The 15,485-nt window shown below is 45.5% G+C and carries 13 protein-coding genes; 7 read left to right on the forward strand and 6 right to left on the reverse strand.

Annotated features, from left to right (window positions below; all coding sequences use genetic code 11):
- Positions 1-119: 119 nt before the first annotated feature.
- From QZW82_RS11435 to QZW82_RS11445, 3 genes are all read right to left on the reverse strand, one after another.
- Positions 120-1,016: a CoA-binding protein gene (locus QZW82_RS11435; RefSeq protein ID WP_293148096.1), complete on the reverse strand. Its 897-nt coding sequence runs from the start codon at positions 1,014-1,016 to the stop codon at positions 120-122.
- Between the two features lie 85 nt (positions 1,017-1,101).
- Entirely contained in the window at positions 1,102-2,331 is a 1,230-nt protein-coding gene (locus QZW82_RS11440) for a succinate--CoA ligase subunit beta (RefSeq protein ID WP_293148098.1), read from the reverse strand.
- Between the two features lie 759 nt (positions 2,332-3,090).
- Complete coding sequence (locus tag QZW82_RS11445; RefSeq protein ID WP_293148100.1) at positions 3,091-4,614, reverse strand: glycosyltransferase family 2 protein; 1,524 nt, start codon at positions 4,612-4,614, stop codon at positions 3,091-3,093.
- 7 nt (positions 4,615-4,621) lie between these two features.
- On the opposite strand from QZW82_RS11445, the gene QZW82_RS11450 reads away from it, so the two are divergent.
- Complete coding sequence (locus tag QZW82_RS11450; protein ID WP_293148102.1) at positions 4,622-4,900, forward strand: hypothetical protein; 279 nt, start codon at positions 4,622-4,624, stop codon at positions 4,898-4,900.
- A gap of 100 nt (positions 4,901-5,000) precedes the next feature.
- Positions 5,001-5,375, forward strand: coding sequence for a type IV pilus biogenesis protein EbsA (gene ebsA / locus QZW82_RS11455; protein ID WP_293148104.1), 375 nt, complete (start codon positions 5,001-5,003; stop codon positions 5,373-5,375).
- Positions 5,376-5,754: 379 nt separating this feature from the next.
- Here the strand turns inward: ebsA and QZW82_RS11460 are convergent, their stop codons facing one another.
- Positions 5,755-6,960 (reverse strand): transposase, encoded by a 1,206-nt coding sequence (locus QZW82_RS11460; RefSeq protein WP_293148106.1) that lies wholly within the window; start codon positions 6,958-6,960, stop codon positions 5,755-5,757.
- Between the two features lie 147 nt (positions 6,961-7,107).
- On the opposite strand from QZW82_RS11460, the gene QZW82_RS11465 reads away from it, so the two are divergent.
- From QZW82_RS11465 to QZW82_RS11485, 5 genes are all read left to right on the forward strand, one after another.
- Positions 7,108-8,205, forward strand: coding sequence for a phosphotransacetylase family protein (locus QZW82_RS11465; protein ID WP_293148108.1), 1,098 nt, complete (start codon positions 7,108-7,110; stop codon positions 8,203-8,205).
- A gap of 314 nt (positions 8,206-8,519) precedes the next feature.
- Positions 8,520-9,023, forward strand: coding sequence for a DNA recombination-mediator protein A (locus QZW82_RS11470; protein WP_293131869.1), 504 nt, complete (start codon positions 8,520-8,522; stop codon positions 9,021-9,023).
- A 15-nt stretch (positions 9,024-9,038) separates the two neighbouring features.
- Positions 9,039-9,455 (forward strand): MAPEG family protein, encoded by a 417-nt coding sequence (locus QZW82_RS11475; protein WP_293148155.1) that lies wholly within the window; start codon positions 9,039-9,041, stop codon positions 9,453-9,455.
- Positions 9,456-9,701: 246 nt separating this feature from the next.
- On the forward strand, positions 9,702-10,193 hold the full coding sequence (locus tag QZW82_RS11480; RefSeq protein ID WP_293148157.1) for a YajQ family cyclic di-GMP-binding protein: 492 nt from the start codon (positions 9,702-9,704) through the stop codon (positions 10,191-10,193).
- 4 nt (positions 10,194-10,197) lie between these two features.
- A complete protein-coding gene (locus QZW82_RS11485) occupies positions 10,198-11,178 on the forward strand; it encodes an SGNH/GDSL hydrolase family protein (RefSeq protein ID WP_293148110.1) in 981 nt (326 codons plus the stop codon).
- A gap of 168 nt (positions 11,179-11,346) precedes the next feature.
- Here the strand turns inward: QZW82_RS11485 and QZW82_RS11490 are convergent, their stop codons facing one another.
- The gene (locus QZW82_RS11490) at positions 11,347-13,011 is read right to left on the reverse strand and encodes a mucoidy inhibitor MuiA family protein (protein WP_293148112.1); all 1,665 of its coding nucleotides are present in this window, start codon (positions 13,009-13,011) and stop codon (positions 11,347-11,349) included.
- Between the two features lie 785 nt (positions 13,012-13,796).
- Positions 13,797-15,233: a hypothetical protein gene (locus QZW82_RS11495; protein ID WP_293148114.1), complete on the reverse strand. Its 1,437-nt coding sequence runs from the start codon at positions 15,231-15,233 to the stop codon at positions 13,797-13,799.
- Between the last annotated feature and the right edge of the window lie 252 nt (positions 15,234-15,485).

Genomic DNA, 15,485 nt, shown 5'->3' on the forward strand with positions numbered 1-15,485 from the left:
GTCCTCAGACTTTTTTTGCGGACTAAAGTCCTCACTACAAACCAAGAAGTTTGTAGTGAGGACTAAAGTCCTCAGACTTTTTTTGCGGACTAAAGTCCTCACTACAAACCAAGATGCAATTAATGTTTCTTGAGCAACTTTTTGAGCAATTTGGGAACCTCCGAAGGCCGAGCAGCTACGGGTATTTCCGCCTCTTCAAAAGCAGCCATTTTGTTCTCTACCGTAACACCAAAGGCTTTCTGGGCAGCAGCGCGAGAACTGATCAGGATGCCGGCATGGCCCAAGGACGGGCCCTTGGGAGCGTAGCGGCCTGCCAAATAAGCAACCACAGGTTTGTCGATCGCCGAAGCGATGTAAGAAGCAGCAGCTTGTTCGCTCCAACCGCCAACTTCCCCAATCAAAACCATCGCCTCCGTACTGTCATCTTCGTCCAAAAGTTGCAGCCACTGCATAAAAGAAGAACCCACAATCGCGTCGCAGCCAATACAAACCGCCATCGACTGTCCCAAACCAGCCTCAGTCAATTCGAGAGCAACTTCGTAAGTCAAAGTGCTGCTGCGGCTGATTACCCCGATCGAGCCGGGAGTGTAGAATTCCTTGGGGTGAGTTCCCAGCAGCAGTTTGTCAGGGACAATAATCCCCGGACTGTTGGGCCCGATCACTAAAGTTTCTGTGGCCTCTGCCTTTCTGACTAAGCGCACCATATCCAGAGGAGGCACTCCCTCAGTGACGATCGCGATTTGCCGAATTCCTGCCGCGATCGCTTCTAGAGCCGCATCCAGCACCCAGTAAGCGTCTACCAAAATTACCGTAGTGTCAACATGACCCACTGCCGCCACAGCTTCTTCTACCAAATCAAAAATAGGAATTCCCTCCAACTCCTCCCCTCCCCTACCGGGACTGACACCGGCGACTACATTAGTGCCGTATGCTTTCATCATCAGGGCGGCGCGGGTTGAGGCGGGAGATTCTGTAATGCCCTGTACTAGGACTTTGCTTTCAGGAGTTAAATTCATTTTTTCCTAGTTAACACTCAATCTTTCAAAAGCAGAAGGCTTTCATAATTTTGTCCAGAGTTCTCGTTTTGCCGATCGACTGTCGCTACTTGGCAGATGATACAGCTTGAGTCGCAGCTTCATCTAAAGTGCTAGCTAGCTGCACGGGCAACTGTCCGAAACGCTTTTTAACAGCATCAGCATCGATCTCTACCAGGCGCAGCACAACTTGAATGTGCCGGTTGGCGCGAGCTTTTCGTTCCAAATAGCCCGCTATGGCTGTGATGATTTCCTCGCTCTTGGAAGCACTGTCCAAAATATTTACAAGTATCACCTTAACGCTTTTATCCTGAGCGACCAACTCCAGACCCAACTCGGTGCGCTCGCGCAGGGCATTTACTGCATGGTAACGATCTAAAGAACCCAGGTTGACAAAATTAGCCGGTTTTCCTCGTTGGTGAGCTACAGCATCCAGAGTTGCCATTGTCAGGCCCACTCCGTTGCACAAAATCCCGACATTCCCCTCTAGTTCCACTAATTCCAGAGATGCGGAATTCGAGATTGGGGATTGAGGTTTGGAGTCAAACTGCGACGGCGACTGCTGCGACTTTGAGTTGGAATTCCGGCGATCGCCCCCAGAGGCACTTCTCCTCTCCTCTCCCAACCAACTGCTTTGCTTTTTACCCGAAAGTGGTATCAAGTCTGGATGCCGCCCCAAGGCATCGTCGTTGGCGCTGACTTTACCGTCTAAAGCCATTAACTCTCCTGTTGGACTGATGCCGAGAGGATTGATTTCTACTAAATCTAAATCCTTTTGGACAAACAACCGATACATTTTCTCGACAATTGTACTCACCGATTGAATCAAATCTCCTTGCAATCCCATTTTCAACATCAGACGCCTCGCGTAGAAAGGCGAAAATTCCTGATCTACGGCAACTTGCTGCATTTGGTCGATCGACCCTTCGACATCCATACCTCCTTGTCTGGAACCCAGAAGTACCGGGCGGCGGGCGATCGGGTCTAGGAGTACGGCTAGGTACAATTCTTGGTCAGCATTGTACTTTGCTTCTGCTAACAGGACTTGCGGATATTCATCCTCGATCGGCAAATTAAAAATTGTTTGAGCCGCAGCAACTGCGTCGATCGTATTTTCCACAAATTTAATGCCACCCGCCCGGCCTCGTCCCCCAGCCCGCACTTGCGACTTCAGTACAACTGGGTAAGGAATTTTCAGCCCTTTGAGGTCGGCGGGTTTGTCAATCCGCTGCGACGGCAAAATCGGAATTGCCATCTGACGAAATAAAGATTTGGCTTGGTACTCTAACAAATCCATTTTTAATAACGGGTGACGGGTATTTGGCAACAAGCAATTCGTCGTTTTTGGCGATTCATTATTAATAGATAATAATTGGCTTTATGTCAAGTTGAAAGTTAAAATTTATGGCTTTTATCTTTTGATTCTCAACTTTTATATTGCCGATTACTTATTTGGTATTGCTGGCATATAGCGCTTCTCAGAAAAGTGAGGTATGCCCTATGCCCTATGCCCGGTTTGGCCTATGCCCTATCCCCATGAGTACCTCATCTTTTTGATAAAGGCTATATCACTTATTGCCTATGCTGTGTTTGTACTTTTTTTTTGCGATCGACAATTGCCAGATTTGACTGGCTCGGGCGGGACAGAGTAGGGAGATGGTTAGTATAGCCTTTCAAGCTCTCATATGAGGTACTCATGGGCATAGGGCATGGGGTATAGGGCATACTTCACCACGCTTGAGAACCGCTATAGTTGTTTTTTCTTCGGAGTTTTGGCAATACTGTTTCTAGATATTTCTGGGAGCTAATTATCAATTGATTCCAATTAAATTAATCTAATCAAGCATTAAATACGACTTGCTTTCAAGCTTGTCACGTGTATTTTATCCTTTTTTCCGGATAACAAATAACTCCTTCCAAATAAATAATGACTAATGACTCCTTCCTTCTGACAACTGCCAACTGCCAACTCTCAACTCTCAACTGACTCCTTCCTTCTGTCAACTGTCAACTGTCAACTGTCAACTGTCAACTGTCAACTGTCAACTGTCAACTGTCAACTGTCAACTGTCAACTTAGCAGTGCCTTGATGGACAGTTTTAACCCATTTCAGCCGCTTGGGACGCACCGAAATCCGAGCCGTCACAATCCCTACCAGCAGCCAGTGCAACATATACACAGTACCCCGCAGCGTTTGCAGCAAGGTGACAAAAACTCTTTTAATGTCAAATTTAGTCTCTTTGCGAGTGCGGCGCAAACCGACAAACATTCCCACCACTGACAAGGTAAGAGTCATTACAGTTATGGGACTGGCGATCGGCATCCGGCGCAGGGCAATTGACATCAAAAAGTCAGGTAGCGCTACTGTCGGCAAGAAATATTGAGATACCCAAAATCCAAATAAATCCCAAGTTTTCCCCGTTCCCATCCGGTTGCGTAAAATTAGCTGCCAGTAGTCAAGATAACGCTGATAGCCACCTTCTGCCCACCGATTGCGCTGGTGCCACAGGGCGCGAGCGTTGGTAACTCCTTCTTCTGACACGGCTGGGAAAGCCAGAAATTCAATGTCCCACTGGTCTAGGTGCAGCCTCACGGTCAAATCCAAGTCGTCGGTAATGGTTTCCTCGTTCCAGCCGCCACAGCTTTCTAAGGCAGTGCGGCGCATGAATTGGCCGTTGCCGCGCAATTCTCCAATGCCGCCGATCGCAATCCGCTGCTGTTGGAAAAAACTATCGAGAGCCATTTCTGCTTCTTGGCCGCGAGTCCACACATTTACTGCTGCATTGGCGATCGCTTTTCTGACTTGCACCGCCCCCACCTTTTCTCTCTCGAACACCGGCAGCACCCGGCGCAGCAAATCCGGCGTTACCGTCGCGTCGGCGTCAAATATTCCCACAAATTCCCCGCGAGTCAGCGGCAAAACTTCATTCAGGGCTCCCGACTTGCCACCGCTGGCATTTGCTCCCCTGCTAAATACTTTGAGCTGCGGGTACTGTTTGGTTAGCTGTTCCAATACTAGGGCTGTGCCGTCGCTGCTGCGATCGTCGATCGCCCAAACTTCGTAACGGTCGATCGGGTAATCTAGATTGCAGATTGATTGTACGAATCGGGCAATCACCGCTTCCTCATTTTTCGCCGCCACCAGCAGCGACACGTAGGGCCAATCCTCTCGATTTTCATCGGCCAGAGGCGGCAGTGCGGGGTTGGGATGGGCAAACAACACTCGAAATGCTTGCATCCACAGCAGTCCCGTCAAACCCCACACTACCCACGCACCCCAAGAAATCAAGTGTAGGGCGATCGTCCCACCCCAAATTGCAGTTAGCAACGCAGCGGCTTTTCCCCGCCGTCCCCGATACAGATTTTGAGGAAAAGAGGGAGATCCCGGCACAGACACCGCCACCGGGAGCTCTGATGAAGTTTCCGCGTCAAACACCCTGTCGCCAATGTCTGGTATGGCAAATATTTTGCCGAGCTTGGAGTTCGAGGTCAAACTCTTGAGCTCTTCTTGAGCTAGATCGGGGATGTCCAACTTAAGCTCGCTGCGAGCGTCGTTTTCCGGCCAAGAACTCTCCTGCATAAGTTACTTGATTCAACCACCAATAGTTTTTGATTTTAGAGATAAGTATCCACTGTACCAGTTTCTGGGCTTTTGTCGAAATCTGACCGGAACTCGTTTGTGCGCGATCGCCCAAGAGTACGGCACTGCTAAACTGGAATTGCATAGAGTATTGGGGATGATTCATCCAAAAACGGATACCAGCCAGCGACTTAAGTCATTCGCCACGCCAAATTTTAGACTCCTGTTCAAACTCGCCACTTCAGCAGATTCATCTGTTCCTGTAAATCTAAAATCTAAAATCTAAAATCCCCAAATCCAAAATAGACTGAGTTTTGCTTGCGATCGACCAGGAATATCTGCTAGTTTTTGCAGATGATCTCAACCCACTGTCAGGATGCGGAAATATGTCTCTTCCTCAAATTAAACCAGCCGACGACAAAGAAGTGAAAGTTTATTCGCCTTTCTATCAAGAGCCCAGGCGCAAGTTCTTGCCGATCGCTATTGGCCTCTACAAGCTCAAAAGCTTGGAGGGGGCAAGAAAAATTGACGGAGGTGAAGATATACCCTTTGTCGCTAGTTGGAATATCTCGTCGCTGCCGATGGATTTGACCCGCTGTCGGGTGTTGTTTGACGGTAATGCTGAACTCAGCTACGAAGTGACTATGCAAAGTTCTGAGTTTGTCAGTTGCTTAATTGAGGTACTCCTGACTTTTCAGCGGACTCGTACCGTCGATTTTTCTAAAACGTTTTACCGCAAGCTGATGCGTATGGATGACTAATTGATGACTAATTTTCACCGCACCCGCGCTCCCAAAAGTTTGTAATTGATTGCGGCCCTAAGCAATGCGCACTAAATGTAATGCCATTGGGACGGCGAGATTATATTATTGGTGCGCTATTTCTATTTTGAGGAGTTACTAGAAAGCATGGGTTTAAAGCGAGAACTGCGATCGGGAGAAATAAAAAGCAGATCTATCGGCTAAAGTCGCAAAAAATATGAAAATAAAGATGTCAAAAAAGCTAACAAAAGGGTGGCGAATAAATGAATAAAAGTTTGCCTCAAAAAAACAATCGGCGCAAAAGTGACAAAATCAAGTATAAGCATATTGCGAAATTGACTCGCAATGCTGAAATACTGTTGATTGACACTCCCCGGCCTTAAAGGCGCGGGGATTCTAATTTCAACGTCAGAACTTGCTCAACCAGGCTTTCACCAAGCAGAGTAGAGGTTCCAACTCCATTAGCGTTACTTCGGGACTGCCCGTCCCTAGATCTTGCTTTGAGCAAAATGTTAATTGCCGCGTTTGTATCTCGGTGCAAGGTGCAACCGCACTGACAGGTATGAGTCCTAACACTCAGAGACTTTTTGACCCTTCGCTTGCACTGACTGCACGTCTGGCTGGTGTAGTGAGGGGGGACGGCAACAGCTAATTTCCCAAACTTAGCAGCAAAATAGTCGATCCACATCCTAAACAGATACCAGCTAGCATCCGCAATAGACTTAGCTAGGCAGTGGTTTTTCTGCATATTGCTAACCTTTAAGTCTTCATAGGCTACTAAGTCGTTAGACTTGCATAGCTGGCGCGCCAACCCTTTGGCGTGTTCGTTCCGCTGCCTACTTACTCTTAAATGTTTTCTGGAATATTTAATCCTTGCTTTACGGCGATTGTTCGATCCTTTCTGTTTCTTGTAGATTAGACGCTGGGCGTGCTTGATACTCGGTTCAGACTTTCTCAAGAATTTCGGATTGGGTTCGTGATGTCCGTTAGAATCTGTATAGAAAGACTCCAGACCAACATCTAAACCAAGCTCTTTCCCCGTTTTTGGCTGAATATCTCGGCACTCAACATCGACGCAAAACTGACAGTAATATCCATCAGCACGGCGCACTAACCTCACTCGCTTGATGGCTGCCACTGGGTAAGTATGGATGTCCCATTTACCTAGCAGCTTTAGCTCCCCAATACCTTTTTTGTCGGTAAAAGTGATGCGCCGCTTGATTGGATGAAGCGACCACCCACTTGTTTTGTACTCAACAGAGCGGTTGGAGCGCACAAATCTGGGATAGCCTTTTTTGCCCGGTCGGTTTTTTTTACAGTTGTCGTAGAACCGAGATATAGACAGCCATCCCCGCTCGGCAGCAGCTTGTACCGCCATCGCGTTAAGCTCTTTAACAAAGGCGAATTCGTGGCGCAGTTTTGTCGAATACTTGTTCAAAGCAAACCGATCGATTTTGTCTTCCCGGGCCGCGTCCATCCAGTAACGGATCGATTTGTTGCGGATGAATTGCACCGTGCGAATAGCTTCATCGATCGCCAGATATTGAGTTGATTTCGCCTTGACTTTGTACTCTAAAACTAGCATTGTTTCGACCTTTTGGCTGCGATCTCATGCTACCATATATTTGACATCAATCCGGGATTTTTTGAAGAATTAAAGCCGTCCTATAAGGACGGGGTTTTAGACCCAGTTTTCTGATAAACTAAATTTATTTGAATAGACAGGTCCAAATTGAGGAGAGAAGGCGTACCCAAATTGACTAAATATTTACTGATCGGTTCGACAAAAGCTTACAGCGGTAAGTCCGCGATCGCCCTGGGGATGGCCCTCGCACTCCGGGAACAAGGAATGGCAATCGCCTACGGCAAACCGCTGGGAACCTGTTTCAGCTCGGAGGGAGCTGGAGTGGCGGAGGAAGATGTGCGGTTCGCGGTAGAGACGCTTAAACTCTCAGAAAGTCAGATGCCGTCAACACTGCTGTATTTGGACGAAGAGACGGTTCACAAGCGTTTGCGCCAAGAAGACAAGACAGATTACCGCCAGTCTCTGGCGCAATATTTGCAAAATCCCAACGGAGATTTGGTGCTGTTGGAGGGCCCTGCTAATTTGGAGGAAGGCAGTCTGTTTGACTTGTCTTTGTCTCAAATCGCTGATGCCGTTGATGCCTCTGTGCTGCTGGTAGTGCGCCCGATCGAACTTTATATAGACGATTTGCTCTCAGCGAAGCGGCGCTTGGGCTCGCGCTTGCTAGGCGTCGTGCTCAACGACGTTCCCTCCGACAAACTTGAATCTGTAACCGCGACTGTGCGCCCTTTTCTGGAAGCTAGCGGTATTCCAGTTTTGGGAATGCTGCCGAGAAGCGCTTTGCTGCGAAGTGTCAGCGTCAAAGAATTAGTCCACCAATTGAAAGCTGATGTCCTCTGCCGTCGAGACCGCTTGGATTTGATGGTGGAAACATTGACAATTGGTGCGATGAATGTTAGCTCTGCTATGAAGTATTTCCGCAAAGCCAGAAATATGGCGGTAGTCACCGGGGGCGATCGCACGGACATTCAGCTCGCGGCTCTGGAAAGCTCGACTCAGTGCTTAATTCTCACAGGCCACTTGCCTCCTTCTCCTTTGGTAATCGGCAGAGCAGAAGAAATGGAAATTCCAGTTTTATCTGTTGATTTGGATACCTTAACCACGGTGGAAATTATCGACAGCACCTTTGGCAATGTCCGCCTGCACGAGCCGATCAAGGTGGAATGCGTTAGTCAGCTAATGGCAGAACACTTTGACCTTAAGGCCATGATGGGATCATTGGGTTTGGGCGATCGAGTTCATTAACAAGGGCACCGGAGCTGAAGGTATTCGGCAGGCGGAACTCAGCGAACAACATATTCGGCAGAGGCAGGAAGGCAGAGAGGATTTTTGGTTTATAAAATAAAAACTCAAAATTCTTAAATTCTCAATTTCTATTGAATCGTACCTTCTGCTCTGGCTGCCGAATGCTTTTAGACATTCTGCCTTCTGGGTTCCTCAAATCTCCCGCTCCTCTAGTCAGATACCGTAAATCAGCAATTCTTAACTTCTTTTTGGTGGCAATTGCTAGTTAGTCTGCTAGAATCCACAACGTAGTTTTATTTAATTTAATAAATTCTTTGAGTCAATCAATTGAGCTACCCAGAGTTGATGATTTTTTACAAGAACTTGCGGCGATCCAGCAAACAAGCTCCAAGCGGGTTGCTCTTTTGGGTTCTCGCCACGTTCCTATTACCCACCAGCAGCTAATTGAGATGCTGAGCTACGCCTTAGTTCTGGGAGGCAACCAGCTCATCACATCCGGGGCTACAGGCACCAATTCAGCCGCAATTCGGGGAGCAATGCGAGCAGATCCTAATCTGCTGACGGTGATTTTGCCACAAAGCATGAGCCGCCAGCCTCGGGAGTCCCGCGAGCAGCTCGAACAAGTCATACATTTGGTAGAAAATCCCAAAAATGACAGCTTGTCTCTCCCGGAAGCCAGCGCCATGTGCAATCAGGAGATTATTTCTCGCTGCCAGCAACTGATCTGTTTTGCTTTTCACGAAAGCCACACTTTGCTGAAAACTTGCCAGGATGCGGAGGAACAGCGCAAAGTTGTTACTCTGTTCTATTTTGATTGAAATGCGAGGCTGATGATGCTGTTGGGATTGCCTGTGTCGGTTATTCTGCTTGATTCTATTGCGGCGGCGGCTGCGCTGGTTTACGCACCGTTTTTGGTGGTTGCCCTCGCCCGCTTGCAGCTAGGTTACGACCAAGCAGCCCCTCGCGCTATGTTTGAGAGGTTGCCTGGTTACGCTCAGCGGGCAACTTGGGCTCACCAAAATTCGTTTGAGACGTTTATGCTGTTTTCAGCGGCGGCTTTGATGGCTTTTGTGACAGGAGTAGATTCGGAGGCGGCAGGCTGGGCGGCGATCGCTTTTCCTGTAGCCCGGTTGTTGTTTTCGGTTTTCTATATTCTGAATGTGCCTCTGGGGCGATCGCTCATGTTTGCGATTAGTTCTTCTTGCACAGTCTCTTTATTCTATTTCAGTTTGATGACTGTTAATGGCTAATTCTTATTAGTCATTAGTCATTAGTCATTAGTCATTAGTTAAACAACCTTTAATTAATGACTAATAACAAAGATTCTCAATCTCCAATTATATGATGTCCGCTCGAATTATCGCAATAAAATTGGTTCGTAGTGAGGACTTTAGTCCGCATTGAAAAAGGACTAAAGTCCTCACTACGAACCTTTATTATAATGGTAATTGACGGACATGATATTACCAATTACCAATTTACCAATTACTAATTTTATGGCTGCTAATTATTCATTTGATGTTGTCAGCGAGTTCGATCGACAAGAATTAGTTAACGCTGTTGACCAAACAGTGCGGGAAATTCAAAGCCGCTACGACTTGAAAGATACCAAAACCACCGTGGAATTGGGCGAAGAATCAATTACTGTCAATACGGACAGCGAATTTACTCTCGATGCAATTCACACCGTTTTGCAAACAAAAGCCGCCAAGCGGAATTTATCTCTGAAAATTTTTGATTACGGCAAAATTGAAGCTGCGAGCGGCAGTCGCGTCCGTCAAGAAATTAAACTTAAAAAAGGACTCACTCAGGAAATCGCCAAACAGATTACTAAATTAATCCGCGATGAGTTCAAAAAGATTCAAGGTTCGATTCAAGGCGATGCAGTGCGGGTTTCGGCAAAAGATAAAGATGATTTGCAGTTGGTAATTCAGCGCTTGAAGCAAGAAGATTATCCCGTGGCTTTGCAGTTTACCAATTACAGGTAGATTTGTGAAAGCTAGATATTGGATTCCCAGTTGTGCGATCGCATTTTTGAGTGCGATAGAACTTGCGTTGCGCTTGCTGGGATTCGGAAATCCTGCTTTGCTGCAAGCTGATGCTGAGGTTGGGTATATATTTGCACCAAATCAACTTGTATATCGTTTTGGCAATAGACTTCAGTACAATCAATTTTCTCAACGGTCTGAACAAATTGATTCAGCCAAGCCTGAAGGTACTATCAGAATTTTGATGACAGGAGACTCGGTTCTCAATGGCAATAATACCACGGATCAGGCAGAAACTATTACAGAATTGTTGGCAGCGCGTTTGTTGGGCATAAAAAAACGAGTTGAAGTGCTCAATGCTTCTGCGGGATCTTGGGGAATTGGCAATCAATTGGGATATATTCGCAAGTTTGGCACTTTTGAAAGCGATGCTGTGATTTTGCAAATTGGTACTCACGATTTGCTACAACCTTCAAGTACCAGGGCGGGGGTCAAAAATAACCCCCTGATGCCGAATCGCCAACCGTTATTGGCAATGCAAGAAGTGTTTGACAGATACGTTATGCCCCGACTTTCCAGTGTTTTTGTGCCGAATTCCCCTGTGGCGGGTGTGCCGGTGCCGGAAGCGCAACGGTTTAGGGAAAATATGCAGCGATTTGAGCAAATAGTGGCTTTGGTGCGAGAGTCGAATATTCCGTTGTTTGTGTTGTATACTTGCGATCGCTCTGATTTACTGCCGGTACCGAATCAGCCGAGGTTTAAATCCCAGTTTGTCGATCGGCTAAAAGCTTTGAAAATTCCACTCACAGACACTCACGCAGCCTGGTCAAAATTGCCTAAAACCACGGTAGAAAGTTATTTTCGGGATGGCGTACACCCCACAGCCCCAGCCTATGAATCAATCGCAGATTTATTGTTTCAGCAGTTGTGTACTGAGCAAAAATTAGCTGCTTGCTCGTTAACCAATACCAATTCTGAAAAATAGTGCTACAGCAATCCTAAATGATTCACAAAATTTGTAGGAGTAGTACCACGAAAGCCTACCCCATATCTATCGGGCGATTCTCTACGCTTGGGGTTTCCTTCAGGCGGGGCAAAAAGTTCCTACAAAAATTACACAAATGCTTTAGAATTGCCACAGTGTAAATCCTAATTAAATATCTAAACCGATGACTGTTAACTCGGGAGGATGTTCGACGACAAACTGGTAATATAACTCTTGCTTGGCTTGCGGTGGCAGAGAAATTATCCATTCCAAGAGTCCGAGTTCACCTGCTACTATCTTTGGATTAGTCTGAGTCAACCGCACTTTTATTTGCTCTTTTCGACTGACTGGAAGTTGCTCTTTTAGTGTCAACTTAGCAGGCAATTGCTGCAAGTTGCTCAAAATTAACCGATAGGCGTAAGTCGTGCGCCGCTGATTGCCGATCAGTTTTTTATCGACTTGTCTTTCCACTAATTCCCGCTCTATTTTTAAGCTTTCATCTATTCCTAGATTAAGCTTAAATTCTTCACCTGGGGAAACATTTTCTAGCTGCACATTACCGACGAAAGTATTGTCGCGAAAAATATTTGCTTTACCGGGCAGTAGAGTTGCACCTGTCGTCGGATTGGTGACAATTGCTTGCAAATAAGCGAAACTGACTAAATGCGGAATGGCGATGTATTCAGGTTTAGAGGGATAATTGTCGCTGAAAATAGTGACTTTGTGGGGCGTGCCGTCGCTGGGAATATTGGTATTTCCTCCTACTTGAAATGAGACGGTGCTACCTTCTTTAGATACTCTTGCTGTGGCAGTTTGAGCTGCTATGGGTTCGGGTGCGCTGCCACCAACGGCCATCATTGCTAATTGCACCTCGTCTTCCATCAGAGATTCGGCATAGTCATACTCTCCTGAGGTTTCTGGTTCCGCACTTCGTTGCATCCGTGCTCTGATCGAGCTTTGCTTTTGAAGAGATTGTGGGTGAACAATATCGATAAACCAGGGTTGGAGTTTTGGTGGCAAAGTTCCCATTCCGGGTTTAGCTGTGGATAAAGTCAGTGCTACTCCTGTCCAATCTTCGCCTGTGTTTTGATTGACTTCGGCTAGGTAATTGAGATTGATTTGATTGTTGGTAGTATTGACTCGCAAGTCGTACAGGGGAGTCCAACGGGCTCGCGTTACTACATAGGAAACTTCTAGTTCAAAATTGCCGCTGCCGCTGGGTTCGATCGCCACAATGATGTTAAAACTTTGCTGGGAATAGGGAGTTTGTACTTGGCGCAACTGCTGGCGCAAAGCTTCTATTTGCTTGTCTAAGTCTCGCTGCTGTCTTTCGTGTTGGGCGATCGCACTTATGTACTTTTTATAATTACTGCCTAAAAAATTGAGCAATTCGCCGGCTTCGTTCAAACCGATCTGCTGCTTGGAAATGCTGCTAGCAAAGGAACCGACGCTTTTTTCGCTCAAATTTTCCACAAAGTTGAGTTGAATTTTTCGGGAGGCGATTTGGTCTTTTATGGCGCGTTTTTGGGTTTCTAACTCTTGGATTTGTGCGGTTAATTCGGCGATGCGATCGCCCGTAGGTTCGCTGTGAAACACGGTTTCGGTGTGCACTCCCAGCAATCGCACGGCGACTGTACCCGCACCGGTAGCCCTCACTGACTCGGTTTCGAGGGTTGTGGGGAGAGAGGCTACAGTTAATTCGCGCTCGTTTCCCGTCAAGGCTACTGTGCCGCGGCGGGTTATCAAAGCGCGATCGGTGTACACAGTAACTTCTGAAATTTGCGATTCTACTATTTTGATATTATCGCGATCGAGCAAATTTGAATCAGTCATTGCTACTAATGCCTTTACGAAACTCTTTTAATGGTTCCAATGGCGGCGCCAACAAAATGTAGCGCTTCCATAAAGATAAGTCTAACTCAGGCAGCAATTCGCTGCTAGCAATTCCCTCATCAGTAGAAACGCCCCAATAAATAGAAATATGTAACGAAAAGTAAACTTAACTAAAACCCTTCGGCCATCTCCCTTCGGCCATCTGCCTTGTTTCCACGATAAATTTTCCTGCCTGTTTACCTACTTATTATCAACTGTTACCTCATCCAAATTCGCTAATTTTATTCATGAGTCCCGAAGATCGTGGGCTAAGCGATCGTCGGCCTTTTGTTCCTCTGTAAATAAGGAAAGCGATTGCTCAATAGTTTCACCCAACGCCATCATCTTTTATTCTACTTCTTTGGTTTCTACTCAACTCAATTCTGCAACTACGGAGTTGACAAAACCTTTTCCGAGCCGATGCAATATCGTCCGGAGTACGAATTTTTCATTTAATAATACTGTTGCCATTTGGACAGATTCCAAATATAATTTTTACAAAAGCTATAAAAAATGCTGCTTAAAGTTTTCTGAATTATACCTCTTGCAAAAATACCTATCGATTACCATAGTAAAAAAGGTTCGTAGTGAGGACTTTAGTCCTTCTTTTGTCAAGGACTAAAGTCCTCACTACGAACCCGATCGAAGGACTTTTGCAAAAGGTCTATTATACCAATAGCAGTCCCGTTATATTTGCGGTAAGAACCAGAGTAACGGGACAGCCTCGCTTTCTTGCTCTACAAACCTTACTTTGGCTTCTCTACAAAAGTTAAAATAGAATTTTCTTTCGCTCTGTTTATTGGCATTGGTTCGCGATTCAGACGAATCTCAATAAGAGTAGTTGTAAAAGGACAGAAAAATTTAACTTTTGCATTTAGAAGATGATCTAAGTTCAATTCTGCATCCCATCTTCCATCTGACTGTTGTGGCTCGCCCTCTAGAGTAATTTTTCCACTTCCACAACCGTAATACGCCACAAGGCTAGTTCCAGATGAAACAATCAACTTCATACATAATTCAGAAAGGCTTTCCGGCTTCAGTTTACTTAAATTGACATGAAAACATCGCAAACTTTTGTCCTTAGTGTAGGTATGAACATCTAAATATGACTTGTCATCTAACCAAAATTGTTTGCCGTCTTTATCCTTCATCAAAAACTGAACATTCCAATCTGTAACTGGATCGAGACGCTCATCTACAACACGAATAATAAACTGTTGCCATTCTTCCCATTGCTCTCCTTTTGTATTTTTCATGTTCTCCATATGAGCTTGAGCCTTAGCTGTCCAGCTACCAAAACTGTCTTTATCAGAAACATCTAAAGCTTCTAGAACCAACTCAATAAAATCTGGATTTTTTCTAGGATTATGCACAATTGTATTGTGATTGTGACCATCAACTAGCACCAGTGGAATATCAATCTGGTGTTCTGGATGTTCGTCGGGTTTGCCTCGTTCTTCTACAGGCTTGTCTTTATTTTGAGATGGATCTTGCGTCAAATCAAGAATTAATTTGCGGCTGTTAAGAGCGCAACCTGCCCATCTCACAGTACCATCAGATCCAGCAGTATTAGCTAATCCCCTCAATCCGTCATATCCCTGATTTCCACAGAAAATAAACACATAAGGCGTCTTGTTATCTTCGCCATAGTAGGGCTCATTTTTGGGTTTATTTTGGGCAGAGCCAATTAAGTCAAGATGAGCAAGATCCCAAGTGAAACGACTACCTAATTCAAGATTATCCAAAATCAGATTTCCAGCTTCGAGAAAATCAGGCCCAAGTATTTTATGTCCGGTTATAACCGAACCCAACCAACTTCTTCCTTTATGGGCTAAAGGAGATCCAAAAGTTGCTGGTGCTAATCCAATCAAGTGTTTGAGGCGACTGCGACGATTGACATTAGCAGCATAGGCGTAAGTAGTTAACCAAGCGCGAATAACCAGCATTCCAGTTGAATGAACAATGGCATCAAATTCTTCATCTTCAATATAGGATCGAAGCACTCGGTCAAATGCTTCAGCAATATCTTTGATGGTTATCTCATTAGTAAGAGATTTATAGCTAGCTGTATGGAGGACTATAATCTCTCTGTTTTTGTAGTGAGCTTCAAGAATTTTTCCCCACTCACTAAAAGCCGTTGAATTAGCTGAGTAACCATGTATGAGAACTATGGGGCGCGGCATAACTTAAGTCCTTAATTTGAATGTAGTTTCGACGATTATATATTAGGAGGTGAGCAACTAAGCCTTTTGGGTTAATTGTTTAATCATTCATTGTCTGTTGTACTTTTTTACAAGTTACTATTAAGATATTTCCTCAATCTATTTTTGATTTTTTCCATAAAGAAGCTTTTTTTTGATTGATGTACCAAATAAACAAAGCCTGAATATCTCAATCCCTTTGTTTCCAAGCATCTACAACTGTTGTAGCGATCG

Source organism: Microcoleus sp. bin48.metabat.b7b8b9.023 (assembly GCF_013299185.1).
Taxonomy (GTDB): Bacteria; Cyanobacteriota; Cyanobacteriia; order Cyanobacteriales; family Microcoleaceae; genus Microcoleus.

Excerpts from the sequence above, each read along its gene's own strand:
- QZW82_RS11435 (WP_293148096.1), bottom strand. The coding sequence starts at position 1,016 with ATGAATTTAACTCCTGAAAGCAAAGTCCTAGTACAGGGCATTACAGAA.
- QZW82_RS11440 (WP_293148098.1), bottom strand. The coding sequence starts at position 2,331 with ATGGATTTGTTAGAGTACCAAGCCAAATCTTTATTTCGTCAGATGGCA.
- QZW82_RS11445 (WP_293148100.1), bottom strand. The coding sequence starts at position 4,614 with ATGCAGGAGAGTTCTTGGCCGGAAAACGACGCTCGCAGCGAGCTTAAG.
- ebsA (WP_293148104.1), top strand. The coding sequence starts at position 5,001 with ATGTCTCTTCCTCAAATTAAACCAGCCGACGACAAAGAAGTGAAAGTT.
- QZW82_RS11460 (WP_293148106.1), bottom strand. The coding sequence starts at position 6,960 with ATGCTAGTTTTAGAGTACAAAGTCAAGGCGAAATCAACTCAATATCTG.
- QZW82_RS11475 (WP_293148155.1), top strand. The coding sequence starts at position 9,039 with ATGCTGTTGGGATTGCCTGTGTCGGTTATTCTGCTTGATTCTATTGCG.
- QZW82_RS11480 (WP_293148157.1), top strand. The coding sequence starts at position 9,702 with ATGGCTGCTAATTATTCATTTGATGTTGTCAGCGAGTTCGATCGACAA.
- QZW82_RS11490 (WP_293148112.1), bottom strand. The coding sequence starts at position 13,011 with ATGACTGATTCAAATTTGCTCGATCGCGATAATATCAAAATAGTAGAA.
- QZW82_RS11495 (WP_293148114.1), bottom strand. The coding sequence starts at position 15,233 with ATGCCGCGCCCCATAGTTCTCATACATGGTTACTCAGCTAATTCAACG.